The organism is Barnesiella sp., assembly GCF_022723415.1.
Lineage (GTDB): Bacteria > Bacteroidota > Bacteroidia > Bacteroidales > Barnesiellaceae > Barnesiella > Barnesiella intestinihominis.
This window is the reverse complement of the sequence record NZ_JAIJHU010000001.1, coordinates 66,725-90,284: the sequence shown is the minus strand read 5'-3', so window position 1 is coordinate 90,284 and position 23,560 is coordinate 66,725. Positions and strand designations below refer to the sequence as shown.

18 protein-coding genes are annotated in these 23,560 nt (G+C 45.0%); 9 read left to right on the top strand and 9 right to left on the bottom strand.

Annotated features, from left to right (window positions below; translation table 11 throughout):
* The first annotated feature begins 155 nt into the window (after positions 1 to 155).
* The 6 genes from QVD32_RS00375 (at position 156) to QVD32_RS00350 (ending at position 7,606) form a co-directional block, all read left to right on the top strand.
* Positions 156 to 917, top strand: a complete 762-nt coding sequence (locus QVD32_RS00375; RefSeq protein ID WP_021891489.1) for a polyprenol monophosphomannose synthase — start codon at positions 156 to 158, stop codon at positions 915 to 917.
* Between the two features lie 28 nt (positions 918 to 945).
* Entirely contained in the window at positions 946 to 2,319 is a 1,374-nt protein-coding gene (locus QVD32_RS00370; RefSeq protein ID WP_021891490.1) for a dihydroorotase, read from the top strand.
* Positions 2,320 to 2,446: 127 nt separating this feature from the next.
* Positions 2,447 to 3,343, top strand: a complete 897-nt coding sequence (locus QVD32_RS00365; RefSeq protein ID WP_195242009.1) for a phosphodiester glycosidase family protein — start codon at positions 2,447 to 2,449, stop codon at positions 3,341 to 3,343.
* A gap of 9 nt (positions 3,344 to 3,352) precedes the next feature.
* Positions 3,353 to 5,338 carry a calcineurin-like phosphoesterase C-terminal domain-containing protein gene (locus QVD32_RS00360; protein WP_021891492.1) on the top strand — a complete coding sequence of 662 codons (1,986 nt, stop codon included), beginning with the start codon at positions 3,353 to 3,355 and terminating at the stop codon, positions 5,336 to 5,338.
* A 37-nt stretch (positions 5,339 to 5,375) separates the two neighbouring features.
* On the top strand, positions 5,376 to 6,782 hold the full coding sequence (locus tag QVD32_RS00355) for an alkaline phosphatase (RefSeq protein ID WP_021891493.1): 1,407 nt from the start codon (positions 5,376 to 5,378) through the stop codon (positions 6,780 to 6,782).
* 227 nt (positions 6,783 to 7,009) lie between these two features.
* Positions 7,010 to 7,606, top strand: a complete 597-nt coding sequence (locus QVD32_RS00350; protein WP_021891494.1) for a sugar O-acetyltransferase — start codon at positions 7,010 to 7,012, stop codon at positions 7,604 to 7,606.
* Positions 7,607 to 7,669: 63 nt separating this feature from the next.
* On the opposite strand, the gene QVD32_RS00345 is transcribed toward QVD32_RS00350, so the two are convergent.
* Complete coding sequence (locus QVD32_RS00345; RefSeq protein ID WP_021891495.1) at positions 7,670 to 7,855, bottom strand: PG1828 family lipoprotein; 186 nt, start codon at positions 7,853 to 7,855, stop codon at positions 7,670 to 7,672.
* Between the two features lie 143 nt (positions 7,856 to 7,998).
* Positions 7,999 to 9,660, bottom strand: coding sequence for an AMP-binding protein (locus QVD32_RS00340; RefSeq protein ID WP_008862703.1), 1,662 nt, complete (start codon positions 9,658 to 9,660; stop codon positions 7,999 to 8,001).
* Positions 9,661 to 9,883: 223 nt separating this feature from the next.
* Between QVD32_RS00340 and mtaB the strand changes: the two genes are divergently transcribed.
* From mtaB to QVD32_RS00325, 3 genes are read left to right on the top strand one after another with little or no spacing between them, the layout of a single operon-like run.
* Entirely contained in the window at positions 9,884 to 11,200 is a 1,317-nt protein-coding gene (gene mtaB / locus QVD32_RS00335) for a tRNA (N(6)-L-threonylcarbamoyladenosine(37)-C(2))-methylthiotransferase MtaB (protein WP_021891496.1), read from the top strand.
* A 9-nt stretch (positions 11,201 to 11,209) separates the two neighbouring features.
* Positions 11,210 to 12,121 (top strand): lysophospholipid acyltransferase family protein, encoded by a 912-nt coding sequence (locus tag QVD32_RS00330; protein ID WP_021891497.1) that lies wholly within the window; start codon positions 11,210 to 11,212, stop codon positions 12,119 to 12,121.
* Position 12,122: 1 nt separating this feature from the next.
* Positions 12,123 to 13,118: a glycosyltransferase family 2 protein gene (locus QVD32_RS00325; RefSeq protein ID WP_021891498.1), complete on the top strand. Its 996-nt coding sequence runs from the start codon at positions 12,123 to 12,125 to the stop codon at positions 13,116 to 13,118.
* Between the two features lie 9 nt (positions 13,119 to 13,127).
* Here QVD32_RS00325 and QVD32_RS00320 read toward each other — a convergent pair whose 3' ends face one another.
* From QVD32_RS00320 to infB, 7 genes are all read right to left on the bottom strand, one after another.
* Entirely contained in the window at positions 13,128 to 14,345 is a 1,218-nt protein-coding gene (locus QVD32_RS00320; RefSeq protein ID WP_021891499.1) for an aminotransferase class V-fold PLP-dependent enzyme, read from the bottom strand.
* A 24-nt stretch (positions 14,346 to 14,369) separates the two neighbouring features.
* Positions 14,370 to 15,719, bottom strand: a complete 1,350-nt coding sequence (sufD, locus tag QVD32_RS00315; RefSeq protein WP_021891500.1) for a Fe-S cluster assembly protein SufD — start codon at positions 15,717 to 15,719, stop codon at positions 14,370 to 14,372.
* A gap of 6 nt (positions 15,720 to 15,725) precedes the next feature.
* Positions 15,726 to 16,481 (bottom strand): Fe-S cluster assembly ATPase SufC, encoded by a 756-nt coding sequence (gene sufC / locus QVD32_RS00310; protein WP_008862709.1) that lies wholly within the window; start codon positions 16,479 to 16,481, stop codon positions 15,726 to 15,728.
* A 24-nt stretch (positions 16,482 to 16,505) separates the two neighbouring features.
* Positions 16,506 to 18,434: a hypothetical protein gene (locus QVD32_RS00305; RefSeq protein ID WP_021891501.1), complete on the bottom strand. Its 1,929-nt coding sequence runs from the start codon at positions 18,432 to 18,434 to the stop codon at positions 16,506 to 16,508.
* Positions 18,435 to 18,452: 18 nt separating this feature from the next.
* The gene (sufB, locus tag QVD32_RS00300; protein ID WP_021891502.1) at positions 18,453 to 19,904 is read right to left on the bottom strand and encodes a Fe-S cluster assembly protein SufB; all 1,452 of its coding nucleotides are present in this window, start codon (positions 19,902 to 19,904) and stop codon (positions 18,453 to 18,455) included.
* Between the two features lie 2 nt (positions 19,905 to 19,906).
* A complete protein-coding gene (locus QVD32_RS00295; protein ID WP_021891503.1) occupies positions 19,907 to 20,482 on the bottom strand; it encodes a CvpA family protein in 576 nt (191 codons plus the stop codon).
* Positions 20,483 to 20,629: 147 nt separating this feature from the next.
* Positions 20,630 to 23,539: a translation initiation factor IF-2 gene (gene infB, locus QVD32_RS00290; protein WP_021891504.1), complete on the bottom strand. Its 2,910-nt coding sequence runs from the start codon at positions 23,537 to 23,539 to the stop codon at positions 20,630 to 20,632.
* Between the last annotated feature and the right edge of the window lie 21 nt (positions 23,540 to 23,560).

Genomic DNA, 23,560 nt, shown 5'->3' with positions numbered 1-23,560 from the left:
CCCTTCATTCACACCTTTTTTGCCTGTTCCGAAAGTCCGAATAAAAAAAGTACTTATATTTGTAGAACATAAAAACAGAGGCGAAGCGACACGACATCATAAATTTATATGTCGTCTGCACAATCTGTTTCGACAAATACACTAACAACACCTATATGGACAGTACAGCGCTTTCGAGATCAGACAGCATAGTTCTCATTCCCACTTACAATGAGAAAGAAAACATTGCCGCAATTATCCATGCCGTATTCGAACTTCCCCGTCAGTTCCATATACTCATCATCGACGACAACTCCCCCGACGGAACAGGAGCGATTGTCAAAGATTTACAAAAACAATTTCCGGGCGCTCTCCACCTCATGGAACGAACCGGGAAACAAGGGCTGGGAACAGCCTATATTGCAGGATTCAAGTGGGCTATCGAACACCGATACGAATACATTTTCGAGATGGATGCCGATTTCTCCCATAACCCCAAAGACCTGATGAATCTGTTGGCCGCTTGCAAAACCGGTGGTGCGGATATGGCTATCGGTTCCCGCTACGTCACGGGAGTGAACGTAGTTAATTGGCCTATGGGAAGAGTCATGATGTCCTATTTCGCATCAAAGTATGTGCGTTTCGTCACCGGTATGAAAATACACGACACGACCGCAGGATTCGTTTGTTACCGACGTCGGGTACTCGAAACGATCGGACTCGATTCAATCCGATTCAAAGGATATGCCTTTCAAATCGAAATGAAATTCACGACCTACAAATACGGATTCACCATTAAAGAAGTACCCATTATATTCATTAACCGAGTATTGGGTGAAAGTAAAATGAACACCAGCATATTCGGTGAAGCTGTATTCGGAGTCATCAGATTAAAAATAAACAGTTGGTTCCGCAAATACCCCAAGAAGAGAAATTAACCGCCGACGCCCCAAAAGACAACCGGTCATGTGCAGAACAATCATTACAAACGGAACGATCGTAAACGATGGAGAGCACTTCATCGGGAGCATCATCGTCAAAGGAGAGTTTATCGAATCCGTCATAAAGGGAAAACTGCCTGAAAATATCGTATACGACACAGACCGTATCATCGACGCCTCGGGCAAATGGATTCTCCCCGGAGTTATCGACGACCAAGTACATTTCAGAGAGCCGGGACTCACTCATAAAGCCGAGATCGCCACCGAATCGGTTGCAGCGGTCGCAGGAGGAATCACCTCCTTTATGGAAATGCCCAATACCGTTCCCCAAACGACGACCCTCGAAGCCCTTGAATGGAAATACTCTCGTGCAGCCGAAGTTTCCCCGGCGAACTATTCTTTTTATATCGGCGCTACCAACGATAATTTCGAGGTACTGAAACAGGTTGACTTCTCACAGGTTTGTGGTGTAAAAATTTTCATGGGATCATCTACCGGAAACATGCTGGTAGACAGCGAAAAAACATTACGACGAATCTTCGCCGAAATTCCTGCGCTCATCGCCGTACATTGCGAACAAGAATCCATCATACAAGCTAACAAAAAGTATTATACCGAACGCTTCGGAGAGGACTTACCCATTTTCTTCCACCCTCTTATCCGCAGTGCCGAGGCCTGCTATACATCTTCGGCCAAAGCCGTGGAATTAGCGACAAGATACGATACCCGATTGCATGTCCTACACCTCTCCACGGCACGGGAAATGTCTCTTTTCGACAATCATAAACCACTCTCGGAGAAACATATCACGGGCGAAGTATGCGTGCACCATCTCTGGTTCGACGACAACGACTACGCCCAATTCGGGAACCGCATAAAATGGAATCCTGCCATCAAAACCTGTGCCGATCGTCGGGCTTTGCTCGATGCGCTTCGATGCGGCAAACTCGATGTCGTGGCGACAGACCACGCCCCTCACCTATGGAGTGAAAAACAAGGTTCCTGTCTGAAAGCGGCATCCGGTGGTCCGCTGATACAGCATTCCTTGCAAACCATGTTGGAACTTTCTCTAAAAGGAGAATTCACGATCGAGCAAGTCGTTGAAAAGATGTGTCACGCTCCGGCGACGCTCTACCGCATCGACCGCCGGGGATACCTGCGCTCCGGGCACTACGCCGATATCGTTGTCGTCGACCCTTGCAAACCCTACACAGTAACAACAGAAAATATTCTGTCGAAATGTAAATGGTCTCCTTTCGAGGGACACACATTCCCAATATCGATCGATCGTACTTTCGTCAACGGAAACGAAGTATTCTCCGAAGGAAAAGTATGCAATCGAACCCGAGGAAAACGACTTACATTTCACGATAATTCAACTCAAAACAAAAATATTTAGAAAGCATTACATCTGTTAATTTTTATATAAAACCCTTTCCCCAATATTTATAAATGTCAATCATATGTTTTTTTTCGAATCGTTTTATTACTTTTATAGTCCCAAAACGAAACTATTTTATAACGAAATGAAACACATTAGACTTATTTTTTCAGCGATACTCTTATCGCTCGTCGTTCCATGCGGATACGCACAAACACGACAAGACTCATTGGCTATCGCCCATGCACAATGGCATACCGATACGTTGAAACACGGAGCAGTATGCATGTACACGAATATACACGTATTCGATTCACCCCAACAAATTTCTATCATAAAATACGATCCTAAAAAGTATAAAACTCAAATCGTACAAGCTCCGCAAATGACGATGACCAGCCATTTGGCAAAGGAAAATCAGGCCGAAGCCGCAATCAACGGCAGCTACTTCAATGTAAAAACAGGAGCCCCCACGACATTCATACGGCTCGACGGTATCGTTCGTGGAGAAACCACCCGTGCCGAAGCCTTTCGCACAGACGGGGCTATCTCCACAGATAAAAACAAAATAAAAATTCATACCTTCGACTCCATTACAAGTAAAAAATTGGGCAAAAAATACAAAAACATTTTGGCCGCAGGACCTCTATTGTTGAAAAACGGAGTACGCCAAATGGCTCCGACCTTCCCAGAAAACACAGGCAAAGCCACCAAAGGAAACGCCCACAGTTCCGACGTTCCACAAGGTTTCTTCAAACGCCACCCTCGTGCTTTTATCGGCATTACCCCAGACAACCAAATCATGATGGTAGTGGTGGACGGCCGTTTTAAAAAACACTCGGTAGGTATGTCTATCGATGAACTATCTTATTTGGCAAAACAATTAGGCATGCGCGACGCACTGAATCTCGATGGTGGAGGGTCTTCCACCTTGTGGAACAATAAAACGGGAATCGTCAATCACCCGTACGATAACAAAAAATTCGACCACGAAGGAGAAAGAGAAGTAAGCAACGCCATACTTGTTATTCCTAATAAATAAAGATTTACCATGAAAACACTGTTGAAAACCATAGGAATCGTAAGTACACTGATTGGCAGCTCATTTTTATTTCAAAACTGTTCCGAAAAAGAGAGTATTCCGGAAGGTATTATCCCCCCTACCGACTCGGTAAGCTCAAAGATAGAAATTAAAAATTTCTCGATCGAAGCCCAAATTCATACCTCACCGGACAGTACGGTTACCATGCAAGGCGAAGGATTTCTGCAATCCGATACAGTCGCTTTGATATCCGAGACCGCTGCCAACAATACCTATGCGTTACCTCTTGCCTCGGTTACGAAACAGAGTGCCGACATTGTCATGCCGAAAAATATCGTCTCCGATACATACCAGTTATGGCTCAAACGGGAAACAGATTCCTGCCGATTGGGAAAAACGACATTGATTATCGAGAATGCCGTAGACTTAAACATTCCCGATATTGCCGGCATGACTCTCAAAGGTGTAGTATATTGCGAAAATAAACCCTTACCCAATGTCGTCGTATCCGACGGATATAACGTAGTACAGACCGACGAGCAAGGACGATATTATATACAATCCGATAAAAAAAGTGGATTTGTATTTATCTCTGTTCCGGGAAATTACGAAGTTGCGATTAAAGACAACAACCAACCCGTTTTTTTCTATCGTTTGGCAAAAGACGATTCCGTAGAACAACACGACTTCGAACTCACCGCAACCGACAACACCAATCATGTTTTATTAGCCTTAGCCGATATGCACTTGGCCAACCGCAACAATGACCTATCTCAGTTTAAACTGAGATTTCTACCAGACTTAAATACCACGGTAGAAAAATATAGGTCAGAAGGCAAAAAAGTATACGGCCTCACGTTGGGCGATATGACTTGGGATCAATATTGGTATTCCAATCGTTATGATTTAAGCAAGTACCTGATCACTATCAAATCGGTCGATCTGCCCATTTTCAACTGTACAGGAAATCACGATAACAACCCTTACTGTGCAGACGACTGGCAAGCCGAGCAGGCTTATAAAGATATCATAGGGCCGACTTACTATTCTTTCAATTTGGGGAATGTACACTACATTGTATTGGACAACATTCAATACATCAATACAGGAGCCAGTCAAGGAACGATCGGCAAACGTAACTACAACAAGAAACTCACGGAAGACCAGCTCAGTTGGTTAAAAAAGGACTTAGCGACCGTTACCGACAAAAATGCGCCACTATTCGTAGCCATGCACGCACAACTATATGCCAACCCCACATCTTTACCACAAAAAAATACTATTTCCATGAGCGGAGGATCGACACTGGTCAATTACCTCAAAGAATTTACCAACGCTCATGTCATCACTGGGCATACCCACATCAATTACACCATCGAACCCTCCGATCAACTTATCGAACATAATATTGCAGCGGTATGCGCGACATGGTGGTGGACCGGTAAAAACGGATATGCAAACAACCATATTTGCAAAGACGGTTCACCCGGTGGGTACAAAATATTCTCAATAAACGACAACGATGTAAAATGGCTCTACAAAGGAATCAAAGAGGAAGAATCGAAACAGTTCCGCAGCTACGACCTGAACCAATGTCATATTACGGCCGAAGCCTTTGCTCCTGAGTCCACAGAAGCGGAAATGGGAGCTTACAGCGATACTTACGGGACAAAAAATAATAAGAACGAGATATTGGTCAATGTTTGGGGATATGACCCGGAATGGAAAGTCGAGATGACCGAAAACGGCAAACCTTTGGAGGTGAAACGAGTCGTTGCCAAAGACCCCTTACATATTATTTCTTACGAAGCCAAAAGGCTAAACGTAGGGGCTACCCCGACAGCCGATTTCGTTTCCTGTGCGACCGCCCATATGTTCAAGGCCACAGCATCGAACGCAACCTCTACCATAGAAATAAAAGTAACAGACCGATTTGGAAATACATACAGTGAAACAATGAATCGGCCCAAATCACTCAGTTGCTCTATGAAATAAAAAAAAGAAAAACAATAACATTAACACACAAAAGCCTATGAAACAATTTGCAAAAAAGTCTTTGGTTCTTTTCATCGCCCTATTCTTTACGGCCGCATTATCCGCAAAAACACCCAAATACATCTTCTATTGTATCGGTGACGGCATGAGTTTTGCCCATGTAATGGCAACCCAACTTTTCTACGAAAACGGGAACTATGAAGATGGAAACGAATCGCTGGTTTTCCTCGATTTCCCTGTCCGTTCCGCCATCAGAACCTATGCCAACAATAGTCTCATCACTTGCTCCGCTGCCGCAGGCACAGCATTGGCTACCGGTCATAAAACCAATTTAGCTCATATCGGAATCGGTCCTGACAAACAACCGTTAACCTCTGTTGCCAAACAACTGAGAGACAAAGGATATGCAATCGGAATTATCACCAGCGGGCAACTCGACGATGCTACCCCTGCGGCCTTTTATGCCGGGCAAATGCGAAACGACACCTACCAAATAGGTAAAAAAGGCGCAGATAGCCAATTCGATTTTTTAGCCGGGAGTACATTAATGAAACCATTTAACAGGAGAGACCCAAGCCAACCTTATATATACGACTACTATCGCCAAAAAGGCTACACGGTATGCCGAGGTCCGGAAGGCTATAACTCCCAAAAAAATGCAGACAAAATACTCCTAGTAGATACCGATACCACACTCAAAAAATGGTTACCCTACGTGATAGAAAGGGAGCCCGGTAAATTAGGTTTGGAGTTTATGGTTCAAGCCGGTATAGAAAAACTATATAAAAAGAAAAATAAAAAAGGATTTTTCATGATGATCGAAGGCGCAAGTATCGATCACGCTTCTCACCCACGTGATATAGCTACGGCAATTAAGGAAACTATCGAATTCGATCGAAGTGTACGCTTGGCATACGAATTCTATAAGAAACACCCCGATGAAACTCTCATCATCGTAACCGCCGACCACGAAACCGGAGGGCTCACCATTGGAGAAACGACTACACACCCTTTCAACTGGGAGTATGTAAACTATCAAAAAATGTCCAAAGAATCCCTCTCCAAATTATTTCAAAAAATGAGAGAGACAGGAGAAATAGATACTTGGGAAAAAACAAAAAAAATATTGGCCGAGAACACCGGATTATGGGATAAAATTCCTGTAAACGCAGGGGAGGAGGCCCAGTTAATGCAATGCTACTACGAGACGATTGTTAAAAAAAGCAGTAAACAGGAAATTACACTATATGCAAAAAGCGAACCGCTCGTTGCCGATGCCATTGCTCTATTGAATAAAAAAATAGGAGTAGGCTGGACCAGCTTTTCACACACGGGTGGATTCGTTCCATTCTACGCCATTGGCTGCCAAGCCCGACAATTCGGAGCTTTGAACGATAACATCGAAATACCCAATACGATTCGGAAAATCATGAAAATAAAATAAGCGGTAAGTTTTAAAAAACCTGAGAAACTGACCGTAAAAAACGGCTATAACACCGGGGTTCTTCAAAAGTTCTCTATCGGCTATTTGAACCATCGAAACCATAGAACTTGAAATACATACCAAACTTCCCGAGGCGCAGGTCATAAAAACACCTGTCGCCGACGGCGGGAAGACTCATGCAAGCATAGATAATTTTATCAATAAACAATAATCTGTAATTTAAGAACATGAAAACAGAATTTCAAAAATGTATGGACGGAGAAATCTTTGATGGGAAAGACAAAGAATTGGCAGAGATGACATTAAAAACCAAACGTCTGCTTGTAAAATTAAATTCTACGGATTATGCCGACACGAAACAAAAAGAAGCCATCTTACGGGAAATGTTCGGGCATTTGGGAGAAAATGTCCATGTAGACATCGACTTTCGCTGCGAATACGGAAAAAATATATTCGTAGGCAATAAAGTCATTATCAACATGAACTGTACATTCGTAGATAATAATCGTATCGAAATAGGCAATAATGTTTTGATTGCCTCCAACGTACAAATATACACAGCCACACACTCGACAAATGTAAAAGAAAGAACCATGCAAAATTGGGACGAAAGTAAAGCCATTTGCAATACATTCGCACTTCCCATAAAAATCGAAGATAATGTATGGATAGGAGGTGGAGCCATTATCTTGCCGGGAGTTACGATCGGGCGTAACAGTGTCATAGGCGCCGGCAGCGTAGTCACCCGTTCCATTCCTGCCGACTGTGTGGCGGTGGGAAATCCTTGTCGGGTAATCAAGCACATGAACAACGAGCCGGACTAAAAATAAAAAGAGCTATCTCTCGCCCGAGAGTAGCTCCAATTCTTTCCTTGTTTAAGTTGCAAATTATTCAGCAACAGCAGCAGAGTCAACTGCAACAGAGTCAGCAGCAACAGTATCAACTACTTCTACTGCAACTTCTTCTACAACAGCAACGCTATCAGTAGCTTCGGTAGATTCAGCGGCTTTATTGCCACAAGAAGCGAAAGACATTGCAAATGCAACAGCGAAGAACAAAACTAACTTTTTCATTTCCTTCAAATTAAAGATAAAACAATATTTTTTTGCTTCAAAAACGCCACAAAGGTATATATTCTTTTTATATGTTGTACTCTTAATCTTACTTTTTTTTCAGAATCTTTCATTTTTTCTGTAAAAAATGATTCAAAAAAAGTTCAATTATCATATAAATATCGTTTTATACTCCTTTTAGGTGTTTTCTCGAATTCATTCGGATAAAGTTGAATGCGAGTAATCTGCTCGTATGGAGCCAACATCTTATTTAAATTATTTCTGACCTCCTCCATAGCCATCGGTAAATCTCTATTAGAGACACCGTAACTATCCATCGCTTCATAGTCGGGACATACCAAAGCGACTAATTTCCCGTCCCGCTCGACAATTAGGCTTTCCATCACAAAAGGCATATTATTCAGTTTAGCCTCTATTTCCTCGGGATAAATATTTTGCCCGTTCGAAGTGAGAATCATTGTCTTAGAGCGACCCTTTATAAAAATAGTACCATCGGCGCTTATGGTTCCCATATCACCGGTATGCAACCACCCGTCCTCATCGAGAACCGCTTTCGTCGCCTCCTCGTTTTTATAATAACCTTTCATCACATGTTCGCCCCGTACACATATTTCACCGGGAATATTTTCCGGGTCAAGAGAATCTATTTTGGTCTCTACATACCCGAACAATGTCCGCCCCGACGATCCCGGTCTAAACTCCCGATGGGGTGTATAACTGATCAACGGAGCGCATTCGGTCATTCCATATCCCACCGTAAAGGGAAATTTTATTTTATGCAAGAAAGTCTCTACCTCCCTATTTATCGGGGCTCCACCCACAATCACCTCCTCGAATCGGCCTCCGAAAGCATCGATCAATTTCTTCCTCACCTGTCCGTAAATCCGACTGTCCAATATAGGAATATTTAACGCCCACCGCATAGGCGTTTTATTGAGCAACGGCTGTATCTGTTTTTTATAAATTTTTTCTAAAATCAGAGGAACACAAATAATCAAATTAGGTCTTATCTCTTCCAACGCTTTCAGCAAAATTTTAGGGGAAGGAATCTTACCCAACAACGTGATATGTGTACCCACGGCCAAAGGAACCAACAAATCGAAGGCACACCCGTAAGCATGTGCCAACGGTAAGAACGAAATACATTTACTCCCCTTATAATGCAAGTGAGAACGAACACCGAACATGACATTTCCCGCCAAATTGTTCCCGGTTAGCATCACTCCCTTACTAAATCCGGTTGTCCCCGATGTATAATTAATCAAAATAACTTTGTCGTTATCCAAATCGGCATACTTGATGTCCTCTCTATTGAAACCGTTCGGATAAGTAGCTTTGAATTTCCGCTTCATCTCCCGCAAACACTTGGCAATCTCCTCGCCATCGCGTTGCACAAGGCAAGAAAAATCTTGTAAAGAAATAGCAGCCCTCACTTCGGGTAACTTCTCCATTTCGATATTTTCCCAAATATGATCGCCGACAAACAGCAACACCGAATCGGAATGATTGATAATATGATGTATATCATGAGGGTTGAACTCTTGAAGGATCGGAACCAAAATAGCACCATACGAAACGGTGGCCATAAAGGCGATACACCAGTTAGACGTATTTTTTCCCACTAATGCGATCTTATCGCCTCTTCTGATTTGACAATGGCGAAAAAGGATATGCAATTTTGCGATTTCTCGCGCCATGTCTTCATACGTGAGCGTACGTTGTTCATTATAATCGGTCAAAGCTGGCAAATCCCAGTTTTCACGAAAACTTGACTCATATAGCTTTATAAAATTTTCGGGAATCATATTCAAGATTTAAATAGTTTGGTAACAAAGATAGTACAAACGGAAACAGAAACAAATGATATTCGGTTGTACCAAATCCTGTTTATTTGTGCATTTGCCGACAAATATACAACATAGTTTGCAAAATAGTTCCCTCATAAACAACTATTAGAAATCTATGGGAAGGTATTTTCAAACGAAATGAGTACCTTTGTTTTTTATTTTGCATCACGACCGGCTGAATATGATAGACGTCCATACATTCGAAAATAAAACAGCGGCCTACTATACATTGGGCTGTAAACTTAATTTTGCCGAGACCTCCACACTTGGAAAAATTCTCGAAGAAAACGGCATTCGCAAAATACGACCGGGAGAGAAAGCAGACATTTGCGTGGTCAATACTTGTTCGGTAACCGAACTGGCCGATAAAAAATGTCGTCAGACAATCCGTAAGATAGCCCGGCAACACCCCGGAGCGTTTATCGTCGTCACCGGCTGCTACGCACAACTCAAACCCGAAGAAATATCCCATATTCCCGATGTCGATTTGATCTTAGGAGCTGAACAAAAACTCGATATCCTGCAATACTTGGGAGACTTGCAGAAAAAACAAAAAGGAAATATCGTCACGACCCCTACCAAAGACATCAAAAAATTCTCTCCCTCTTGTTCCCGAGGTGACCGCACCCGATATTTTTTAAAAGTTCAAGACGGTTGCGACTACTTCTGTACCTATTGTACGATTCCGTTCGCACGGGGCAGAAGCCGAAGCGGAACCATCGAACAACTTACCGAACAAGCTCGGGAAGTAGCCCTGTCCGGAGGAAAAGAAATTGTCATTACCGGAGTCAACATAGGAGACTTCGGCAAACAAACCGGAGAAACCTTTCTCGACCTCATCGAGTCGCTCGATCAAATAGAAGGAATCGAACACTACCGTATATCCTCGATAGAACCCAATCTACTGACCGACGACATCATTTCGTTCGTCGCCCGGTCGAAACGATTCGCCCCTCATTTCCATATACCTCTGCAATCGGGTAGCGACACCGTTTTGAAATTGATGCACCGTCACTACGACACCGATTTATTTGCCCGTAAAATCGAAACCATACGGGAAAAGATACCCGATGCATTCATCGGTGTCGATCTCATTACCGGTGTACGGGGCGAAACCGAAGAACTGTTCGAGGAAAGCCGTCGTTTCGTCGCAAGCCTCGACATTTCACAACTACACGTGTTTACTTACTCCGAAAGACCCGGAACGCAAGCGTTGAAAATCAATCCGGTCGTTCCCGTCCCCGAAAGACACGAGCGTTGCCGTCGCATGCTCGAAATCTCCGAGAAGAAATTGCACGACTTCTATTATAAATTTCAAGGGACAATACGTCCCGTATTGTTCGAGCAACCGCGCAAAGGGGCTCCTATGCATGGATTCACAGACAACTACATACGGGTAGAAATGCCCTATCGTAAAGAGTGGGTAAATACTTGTCGCCCTGTTAAATTAGGAGAATTTAACGAGTCGGGAGATGCTCTGCTCGCAATCGAAATATAAATTCGTGATATGAAAAAAGAGACTCTTCAAAATATCGTCTATTCTCCGCTTTACCTGTGGTTCAAACTGCATGCTATTTTGCCCATGCGGATACTATATATTCTATCCGATATTTTATATTTCCCTCTATATTACATCGTTCATTACAGGAGAAAATTAGTATCCGAAAATCTGCGCAAAGCGTTTCCCGATAAGACCGACAAGGAACTGAAACAACTGGAACAGAAATTTTATCACCACTTCTGCGACTATATCGTCGAAACTATAAAGCTAATGCATATCTCCGACGAGGAAATGCGTCGCCGCATGAAATTCGAACAGGTAGAAATCATAGACCGTCTCTTTGAAGAAAACCGCTCTATCATTATCCTGTTAGGGCATTTCGGTAATTGGGAATGGGTTCCGTCCGTAACGCTGTGGACTCGCACACCCGATGTCATGTTCGCACAAATATATCGCCCCTTGAAAAACAAGTGGTTCGATCGTTTTTTCCTGAAACTTCGTTCCCGATTCGGTTCCGTATGTATTGCCAAACAAGATACGTTAAGAGCCATCTTACAAATGAAACGTTCGGGCAAACCGTCCATTACAGGCTTCATGTCCGATCAAACCCCCTCACCGACAAATATACACCATTGGGCTCGATTCCTTTCGCAAGACTCTCCCGTATTGACCGGCTTCGAAAAAATCGCCCGTAAAACGGATTTCGCCGTTCTTTACTTCGATGTCGAAATCGTTAAGCGCGGATACTACAAAACGACTATACGAGAAATAGCCCTGCGCCCCAACGAACTGCCCGAATTCGAAATCACCGATCGCTACACGGCCATCATGGAAAAAACGATTCTCAGGAATCCGTGGGCATGGTTGTGGACTCACAAACGTTGGAAATACAAACACGAGGATTTTCCCGGTACATGATATGAAAAAAATCGCCGTCATTATACTCAACTGGAATGGAGAGGATTTACTGCGTAAATTTCTTCCTTCGGTATGTGCCCACACCAATGCCAATATAGCCGATGTCATAGTCGTTGACAATGGTTCCGACGATAACTCGGTCGAAGTTCTCAAACAGGAATTTCCACAAGTTAAAACGCTGCTATTCCCTCAAAATTACGGATTCGCCGCAGGCTACAACAAGGCGTTGGAGATGCTGGATTACAAATACGCCGTATTGCTTAACTCCGATGTCGAAACCACTCCACACTGGCTCGAACCTCTGTTGGAATTTGCGGAGGGCAACCTCGATGTAGCGGCTTGTCAACCCAAAATCAAGTCATTAAGGAAGCGTGAAGAATTCGAATACGCAGGTGCGGCCGGCGGATTTATCGATCGTTACGGTTACCCGTTCTGCCGGGGAAGAATTTTCAATACCCTCGAAACCGACCGAGGACAATACGACGATATATGCGACATCTTCTGGGCCAGTGGTGCGGCTCTTTTCGTCCGCTCTGAAATCTATAAAAAAGTCGGAGGATTAGATCCTTCATTCTTCGCGCACATGGAAGAGATTGATCTTTGCTGGCGCATCCATCTCGCAGGATACCGCATCGCTGTCGTACCGCAAAGCACGGTCTATCACTTGGGAGGAGCATCACTCGATGCCGCCAATCCCCGGAAAACCTATCTCAACTTTCGCAACAACCTTTTAATGTTGCACAAGAACCTGCCCTGCAAAGAAGGGAAAAAGACACTGTTTGTCCGCAGGCTTTATGACACGCTGGCTTTTGTGCGGTTCGCCCTTTTAGGACAGTTTTCCCATGCCCGTGCCATACTACGCGCCCACAATGACTTTCGGCAAATGCGCAAACGATACACCGAATTTCCGAATACCGATTTGTTAAAAACATTCCCCGAATCCGGGCGCAACATAACAATAGACTATTTTCTCAAAGGGAAAAAACGATTCCGATAAAAACCGGTTCTACCGAAACATCTGAACGACACGCTTCACAGCCGCAACAAATGCTTCCGCTTCGGCTTTCGTATTATATGCGGCGAACGAGGCTCGCACTGTACCCTCGATACCGAGAGAGGTCATCAACGGTTGTGCACAATGATGCCCCGTGCGAACGGCAACACCCAATTTATCGAGCAACATACCCATATCGTAATGGTGTATCCCGTCCACCAAAAACGAGATAACCGAACTTTTATGTTCCGAAGTACCGAATATGCGCAAACCTTCTATGTCTTGCAATCGATCGGTCGTATAACGCAACAATTCGTTTTCATGAGCGGCAATAGATTCCAATCCTATATGATCGACATAATCCAAAGCCGTCGCAAAAGCGCTCGTCCCCACATAGTCCGGTGTACCGGCCTCGAACTTGAAAGGCAACTCCCCGAAAGTCGTACCCGAAAAATCGACATGAGCGATCATCTCCCCGCCTCCTTGATAAGGAGGCATGGCATCGAGCCACTTTTCTTTACCGTATAACACACCTATCCCCGTAGGTCCATATACTTTATGAGCCGAGAACACATAGAAATCGGCATCGAGCTCCTGTACATTCACCCGCAAATGAGGTACGGCTTGTGCGCCGTCCACCAAGACAGGAACCCCCTGCGCATGAGCGTAAGCGATCATTTCACGCACCGGATTAATCGTCCCCAATACATTCGAGACATGGGCGACACCGACCAAACGAGTATGCTCATTGAAAAGAGACTTATATGTATCGACGTTCAAATCTCCACGTTCGTCGATGGGAACTACCCGGAGTTTGATATTGCGCCGGCGCTGCAAAAGTTGCCACGGCACGATATTGGCATGGTGTTCCATAACGGTGAGAATAACCTCGTCGCCGTCGTGCAGGAACTCATCTCCAAAAGAAGAAGCCACCAAATTGATTGCCTCCGTTGTTCCTCTTGTAAAAATAATTTCCGAAGACGAACCGGCCCCGATGAACTGTTGCACCCGACAGCGGGCAGCTTCGTGGGCATCGGTAGCCTCTTGGCTAAGCGTATGGACTCCACGATGCACGTTTGCATTTACCCGATAGTAAGTATCGGCAATATGATCGACCACACACTTGGGAGTCTGAGACGTAGCGCCGTTATCCAAATAGATTAACGGTCTTCCCGAAATCTCCCGACTCAGAATAGGAAAATCTTCCCTTATTTTTTCGACATCAAACATAACGGCACTCCTTTCTCATAAATCTTAATGACACGCTTGACAACCGGAGCATTTCGCCAACTCCCCACGGAACCTTTTCTCAACCAATTGGCGTAGCCGATCTTTCAAGGCATCGAGCCGTACCAACTCGATGACATCGTTGGTAAACGCAAACATCAACAACATGCGAGCTTCGGGCTCAGGAATACCGCGCGACCGCATATAAAACAAGGCATTTTGGTCGAGCTGACCGACCGTGGCTCCATGACTACACTTCACGTCGTCTGCATAAATTTCGAGTTGAGGTTTCGTGTACATCTTAGCGAGTGGGGATGCACACAAATTCTTATTACTCTGATAGGCTTCGGTTTTCTGCGCCCCGTGTCGGACCAATATACGCCCGCTGAACGAACCTCGCGCCGAATCGTTCAACACGTATTTGAACAACTCGTTACTGTGGCAATGAGGCACGGCATGATCTATATGCGTATACGTATCGACGACCTGTCCTTTATCGGCGATAGCCATACCGCATAGAGACAATTCGGCATGCTCTCCTTCAAAAGCCGAATAGTAATTATTACGGGTTACTCCGTTATGCAATACAATACCATTGACCAATACGTTAGATCGTTCCCCTTGACGCACGAACACCGACGAAACTTTCGACGTATTCTCCGAAGACTCCTCTATATCGTAGTAGTCGAACACTGCGTCGTCGTCCACGAATATCTCGCAAACTTGCGACGACAGGAATTTAACGGCAGCCTCGTCCGAGTGATCGCACACCAGCAATTTGGCCTGCGCCCGTTTTCCTACGACAATCAACAACCGGCGATTCACCATAAAATCGACATTGCCCCGAAGGATATTTACCAACTGTATCGGTTTTTCCACGACGACTCCGTCCGGAATATACAAAAAGAAGCCGTCTTGGGCAAAAGCCGTGTTCAAGGCAACGGTTCCGTCTCGTTTCATATCGGCGACCTTTCCGTAATAACGCGATACCAAATCGGGGTATTGCAAGGACATGTCACAAAGGCTACCCACCAAAACGCCGTCAGGGAGTTTAGATGATACCGGCTGAACCCGTTTGTAAAAAGAGTCATTGACAACGAAATAGAGCAACGTACTCAAATTAGGCACATCGCAACGAAACACTTCATAAGGATTGGTCTCTATATCTATCCGACCCAGATTCAACCCGTAATCGGGAGAATAGACCGACTCTATATCTGTCCGCCGGTGTTCCTCGTCTTTCAAAGAGGGTAATCCCCGACTCTCCAACAAAGACACAGCCTCTTCGCGCAACCCGTTCATCACGGCCGACGAATGGCCATTTATCAAATCTTTTTGAGACCTATATAAATCTATATATTGTTGTACTGCACCCATATCGACTTAAATTTCGCCCAACTCTTTTTTTATCCAGTCATACCCGCGCTCTTCCAATTCAAGAGCCAATTCGGGACCGCCCGATTTCACGATTCTCCCCTTATAGAGCACATGGACAAAATCGGGGGCGATATAGTCCAACAAACGTTGATAGTGTGTGATGACAATCGTCGCGTTCTTCTCGGACTTCAATTTATTCACACCGCCGGCAACAATACGCAGGGCATCGATGTCCAGCCCGCTGTCGGTCTCATCGAGAATGGAAAGACGGGGTTCGAGCATAGCCATCTGGAATATCTCGTTCCGTTTCTTTTCTCCACCCGAAAAGCCCTCGTTTACCGAGCGACCGGCCAGTTTATTATCCAGCTCCACAATCTCCCGCTTTTCCCTCATAAGTTTCAAGAAATCGGTAGCCGACAGTGGTTCGAGGCCTCTGTACTTGCGTTGCTCGTTCACAGCCGTGCGCATGAAATTAACCATACTCACACCCGGTATCTCCACCGGATATTGAAAACTCAAAAATATACCTTCGTGAGAACGATCCTCGGGTGACAAAGCCAAAAGGTCTTTCCCATAAAACTCGACCGAGCCACGAGTCACCTCATAAGCCGGATTACCGGTCAATACGGCGGAAAGCGTACTTTTCCCCGAACCGTTAGGCCCCATAATCGCATGCACCTCGCCCGGTTTCACTTCGAGGTTTATCCCTTTCAATATCTCTTTGCCATTTATGCTGGCATGTAAATCTTCAATCTTCAACATAGATATTTCGTTTTATTCTTTTCTTTATTTATTCCCTGCCGTTACTGCGACTACTTGTCCCGCCACGACATATACACCACAAGGTAAATAGTCGGTATTCAAGCCCTCAACTACATTCATTATCTTCACTATTTGTCCCGTCACTTTGTAAACAGACAACTGCATCGACCGATCGCTTTGTACGAACAAACGTCCGTTTGCAGCGTACACTCGACCCACCGAATGATCTGCCGGCGAATCCACTCCATCGACAATACGGTCGATATGCACCGGATAGCCGTCGTTTTCCCCGGGAAAATATTCCCAATTCCGGCATACGGCATCGCCTTTCACCGCATTGTTCAAGGCATCCAAAAAACCGCTCCCGGCAGACTGCATCTCTGCTGTGCTATACGCAATACCGTTCTCGCCGACTTCTGTACCCTCCACAACAGCATCGCTGTTATAATAGCAAGAATGCACATTCGATTCACTCAACCGGCACACCTTGACACTAGCGACATCGCTGTATACATCACCCGTCGAATAACTATTCCACAATAACTTATAAGCCTTTCCCACCAAGCCTCCGACGCTTCCCTGTGAAGAACCTTCCACATCTATATGTGCGTCGATTAAAGAGATATTTCCTCGATTATAGCTATTGTACACCGGTTCTTCACAATATCCGACCAGTCCACCTGCATAAATAGCATTCCAACGGGACGAAGAGCGGGGAGCCGAACTTTCGATTTTCAAACCTCCACGATTCCAGCAATCTACAACCGGGCAATCTGTATTCTGACCCATCACTCCCCCGACCGATAACATCGAACCATTCGATTTAACCTCGATCTCACCTTCGTTTCCACAGGTGTACAACGAATCGGTTTGCGAACTATTATAAAAGGAATAAGAGCAAACGCCTCCTACCTGTACTTCAAAACCATCGCTTTCACAAATCACGGAGTCCCTATTGAAACTGTACGTTATACCCATGCTCGCCGAGGAAACCCCGCCGACATAAGCACTCCCTTCACGGGCATTCACCTTAACGACCGAATGGTTCTCGCAACTGTCTATACGAAATGTATAATTGCTCGAAAGTCCTCCCACAAATATATCACCTTTGGCATTCGAAACCGAGATGTTCCCTTCGTTGACACTCGAAATAAGACTACCGCCTTTCTCATAAACACTCCGACTACGTCCGACCAAGCCTGACACCCATACATCGGTAAGATCGCTATGCTCACCTATATCCACTATTATTTCCCCATCGTTGGAACAATGGTCTATCGTCGCTCCATCGGCATGGGCGACCAATCCGCTCACAGAACATACCATCTCATGAGAATCGGTCTTTTGAAGCCACGGAGTAAATACGACATCGGCTCGATTGACACAATGAGAAAAACGCACATCGCCAATCGCCGATGCAGCTATCGTCCCTATCTGGAACTCCAAATCTCCGAAAAAGAAATCGTACTCTTTGGCACATGCTATCCGACAAGTTTCGTCCAACTCCAAGTTTCTTATCTCGGAAGTTCCACGAACCGATCCAAACAAACCGGACAAAACATAGAAATAATCGTCGGAATAACCGCCCCCACCCATATGCGGCACTATCGTCAATCCGCTGATCTTATGACCGTCACCATCGAATACACCTCTAAAATAATTTTTAATGGAAGGAGTTTCCCATATATGAGCCGACATATCCATATCGGCCGCCAATCGAACGGTCTTGTTCGGATAATTCCACAGCGACCTTGTCATATATTCACCAAAAGCAGCGAACTCCTCGGGCGTGGAAATAATCATCACATCGTTATCGAAATTCTTGTCAAGCCATTCTTCATCGTAATTCCCTTCATCGAACCACGAGCCCTCTTGCGCCGAAACAGGAAAAACCTCCACAGCCAAAACACTCAATAACACAATGAGAAAAAAACGATACGCAATCCTTTTCATATCATTCTACTATTTTCCTTAACCTACCGAACCTTCCAACGAGATCTGCAATAGCTTTTGCGCTTCAACGGCAAACTCCATAGGCAGTTTATTCATCACCTCTTTGGCATATCCGTTCACGATAAGACCCACGGCATCCTCGGTAGGGATTCCACGCTGGTTACAATAGAATATTTGGTCTTCATTGATTTTCGAAGTAGTCGCTTCATGCTCTACCACGGCCGAATCATTCAGAATCTCCATATACGGGAAAGTATGTGCCCCGCAATCGGAACTCAACAACAAACTGTCACACTGGGTAAAGTTCCTTGCATTCTCGGCACTCGGCAACACTTTCACGAGTCCTCGATAGCTATTCTGGCTACGACCCGCCGAAATACCCTTCGATACGATCGTACTGCGGGTGTTTTTCCCGATATGTATCATCTTCGTTCCTGTGTCGGCTTGTTGATAATTATTGGTAACAGCCACCGAATAAAACTCCCCGACCGAATGATCGCCCGCCAGCACACAACTGGGATATTTCCAAGTAATGGCCGACCCCGTCTCCACCTGCGTCCAAGAGAGCTTAGAGTGATCGCCTTTGCACATGCCTCGCTTCGTCACGAAATTATAGATACCGCCTTTCCCGTCCTTATCGCCCGGATACCAATTCTGCACGGTCGAATATTTCACTTCGGCACGATCATGCACTACAATTTCCACGATAGCTGCGTGCAATTGATTCTCATCACGCATAGGAGCCGTACAACCTTCGAGATAGCTCACATAGCTGTCGTCATCGGCAACAATCAATGTTCGTTCGAACTGTCCCGTATTAGCGGCGTTGATACGGAAATAGGTAGATAATTCCATAGGACACCGGACTCCTTTGGGGATATAAACGAACGAGCCGTCACTGAATACGGCCGAGTTAAGCGCTGCAAAAAAATTGTCCCGATACGAAACAACCGAGCCTAAATAACGTTTCACCAAATCGGGATAATCTTTCACCGCCTCGCTGAACGAGCAGAAAATGACACCCAATTCGGCCAGTTTTTCCCGGAAAGTCGTCCGTACCGACACACTATCCATCACCGCATCGACCGCTATACCCGACAGTTTCATCTGTTCTTCGAGCGAAATTCCCAGCTTGTCGAATGTCTTGCGTAGCTCAGGATCCACTTCATCGAGGCTTTTCGGAGCCTCTTTGGTCTTGGGAGCGGCATAATAACTGATAGCCTGATAGTCTATATCGGGAATATTCAAATGCGCCCAATGCGGCATTTCGAGCGTCTTCCAGTAAGCGTATGCTTTCAGACGGAATTCAAGTAACCATTCCGGCTCCTTTTTCTTCTTCGAAATATGGCGGATAATATCCTCGTTCAATCCGGTAGGAATAATATCTGTCTCTATATCGGTTACAAATCCGTATTTATAATCGTTAGTAGTAACGTCGTTTAATATTTCATTCGAATTATCCTGTTTCATTTTTAATCTGCTTTACAATTTTCACAACAGAGATACGGCTCGTTGCATATCGAATAAGGTATAAACAATCCCCTCGTCGGTTTGGTTTCCGAAACGAACTGCTCTTGTGCCATCGAAAAGAGCAACGGAGCTACACGCAATGTATATCCATAGAACTGTGACGAAGCCGTCTCTTTTTCCGGAATCAGTTTACCCTTAGGATCGATAATATGGACGAGATTAAGCACTATACTCAATATGACCAAATATTTGACGGCGCCGAACAAAGCCCCGGCCAATCTATCGAGCCACCCCAATGCCACATGATGCGTAATGTGATGTATCAGCCTCATCAGTTGAACGCATATAATGTAAACGATAAGGAACAATAACGAATATGCGATAACCCGGCTTACACCCTCAGGCAAATCGAACATCTCCCTCAACAACGCAGAGAACGAACCTCCGAAAAATCGGGCGACGACTATACCTGCGATAAACCCGCCCAACGAACCTACCTGACGGATAACCCCTTTGATAAGTCCGTACAGAAAACCTATAACGGCGATCAATAGGATAGTAAAATCAACATAATTCATCTCTCACACTCCCGATTCTTAACCCTGCAAAATTACTTTTTTATTTTGAATACTCCGTATTTCCGCCTTATTATCCGTCAAAGGCGATAACAAAGGCCGCCCCGTATCTACGAGGCAGCCTCTCTATTCCCGAAAAACGTTTCTTTCTTAAAGCGTCTTTTTCACTTCTACCTCTTCATAGGCCTCTACGAGATCGCCTATCTTAACATCGTTGTAATTCGTGATGTTCAATCCGCATTCAAATCCCGTAGTCACCTCTTTAACATCGTCTTTGAAGCGTTTCAGAGAACCCAAATCTCCGCTATAAATCACGATACCGTCTCGTATCAAACGTATCTTGCTCGACCGTTTCAGCTTACCTTCCTTCACGATACAGCCGGCAACCGTACCGACTTTCGTGATATGATAAGTTTCCAAAACCTCGGCCGTGCCCAATATTTCCTCTTTGATTTCGGGAGACAACATACCTTCCATAGCCGATTTCACCTCCTCGATAGCATCGTAGATGATCGAATAGAGACGTATATCGACTCCTTCTTTCTCGGCCAATCGGCGAGCAGCCACGGAGGGTCTCACTTGGAATCCGATGATAATAGCATTGGATGCGGCGGCCAACGTAATATCCGATTCGGATATTTGTCCTACGGCCTTATGCAATACATTGATTTGTATTTCGGGGGTGGATAGTTTGATAAGCGAATCGCTCAAAGCCTCCACCGATCCGTCCACATCGCCCTTCACAACCAAATTCAACTCTTGGAAATTACCGACAGCTATACGACGACCTATATCGTCGAGGGTCAATAACTTGTGAGTACGCAAGCCCAATTCGCGTTGCAATTGTTCGCGTTTATTGGCAATCTCACGTGCCTCTTGCTCTGTATCCATCACATGGAACACATCACCTGCCTGAGGAGCACCGTTCAAACCGAGAATCTGAACGGGAGCCGACGGACCGGCAACTTCGATACGGGCATTTCTTTCGTTGAACATAGCTTTTACCTTTCCGTGATTGGTTCCCGCCAACACGACATCGCCTTTATGCAAAGTCCCGTTTTGCACCAATACGGTAGCAACATATCCACGCCCTTTATCCAAAGTGGACTCGATAATCGAACCGGTAGCCCTCCGGTTAGGATTCGCTTTTAAGTCGAGCAATTCGGCCTCCAATAAAACCTTTTCCATCAGTTCATGTACTCCGGTTCCTTTTTTAGCCGAAATCTCCTGCGACTGATATTTACCGCCCCAATCTTCTACGAGGTAGTTCATATTAGCCAACTCCTCTTTAATTTTGTCGGGATTGGCATTCGGCTTATCGATCTTATTGATAGCGAACACAATAGGAACACCGGCTGCCGAAGCATGATTGATGGCCTCGACAGTTTGGGGCATTACATTGTCGTCGGCAGCGACGATAATAATGGCGATATCGGTCATCTGGGCTCCGCGGGCACGCATAGCCGTAAATGCCTCGTGACCCGGAGTATCGAGGAAAGTGATACGACGTCCATCTTCCAATTTCACATTATATGCACCGATATGCTGAGTGATACCTCCGGCTTCCCCGGCAATCACATTCGAATTGCGAATATAGTCGAGCAATGAAGTTTTACCATGATCCACGTGCCCCATCACGGTCACGACAGGAGGACGAGATGTCAAATCTTCTTCCCTATCCTCTTCTTCATGAATAGCCTCGACCACCTCGGCACTTACATATTCGGTCTTAAAACCGAATTCTTCCGCAACGATATTGATCGTCTCGGCATCAAGACGCTGATTGATCGACACCATCATGCCGATACTCATACAGGTAGCGATAACCTCGTTCACCTGAACATTCATCATCGAAGCCAAATCGTTTGCCGTAACAAACTCCGTCAGCTTCAACACTTTACTTTCAGCTTCCTCCATTTCGGCGAGCTCACGTTCGCGATTCGAGAAAGCCTCGCGTTTTTCTTTACGCCATTTAGCCGATTTCTTCTGTCCTTTTGTATTATTGGTAAGGCGAGCCAATGTCTCTTTTATCTGCTTTTGTACATCTTCTTCGCTCACCTCGGCCTTTATAGGACGTTGTTTTTGTTTATTCGGTCTATTTCCTCCGTTATTTTTACCATTTCCTCCACGGGAGGGTTGTCCACCCATCGATGAAATGCTTTTCGATATATCTACCTTTTCTTTACTGATTCGTTGACGCTTCCTACGTTCACCACCTTGCTGATTAGCATCGTCACCGCCGGCAGCCTTGTGTGATTCTTGTCTCTGTTTCTCTTTACTCTCCCGTTCTTTACGTTTTTCCTCTTTCGTCTTTTTCTTCGGACGAGTCTGTTGATTCAACGCATCGAGATCTATTTTACCGACGACATTGATATTCGAGGTAAACGCCGGACGATTAATGGTAAACACCTCGTCTTCATGGGATTCCTCAACTCCCTTTTCTTCTTTAACCTCTTGCTCGACAGTCTCCTCTTTTACTTTCGGTTCAACTATTTGAGGTTCTGGTTGCGATTGAGAGCCAACCTCTTGTTTAGGTTCGGCGACCGGCTTATTCTCTTCTTCGGCAGGCTTCACTTCTTCACGGGCCGACACCGCCGGCTCTGGTTTTTCCTCTTTCGTTTTCACTTCGACCTTGTTCTCCTCCGATTTAACCGGCTCTTTTTTCTCTACCGGACTTTCCTTTTTATGTTCGGACGACTTCGGACGATTCAACGCGTCGAGATCTATTTGACCGACCACTTTCGGGCGTTGTGTCTCGGGAATAATTGTTTTCAGCTCCTTCGGTTCTTCCTTTATTGCCGATGAAGAATTCCCCTCCTCCGATTCGGTAGCCGATGTCGCCTTGCTCTTTTCCTTATGACGTTCAAGACTAATGCTCTCCGATTCGAGTTTCAAATTTTTGTCCTTACTGAACTCCTTGACAAGCAGTGCATACTGTTCGTCGGTTATCTTGGTGTTAGGGTTAGCTTCAACCGTAAAACCTTTCTTTTGAAGAAATTCGACCGCCGTCTGAATTCCTACATTCAAGTCTCTTGCTACTTTATTTAACCTTATCGACATACTCAGTTTTAGTTTATAAAT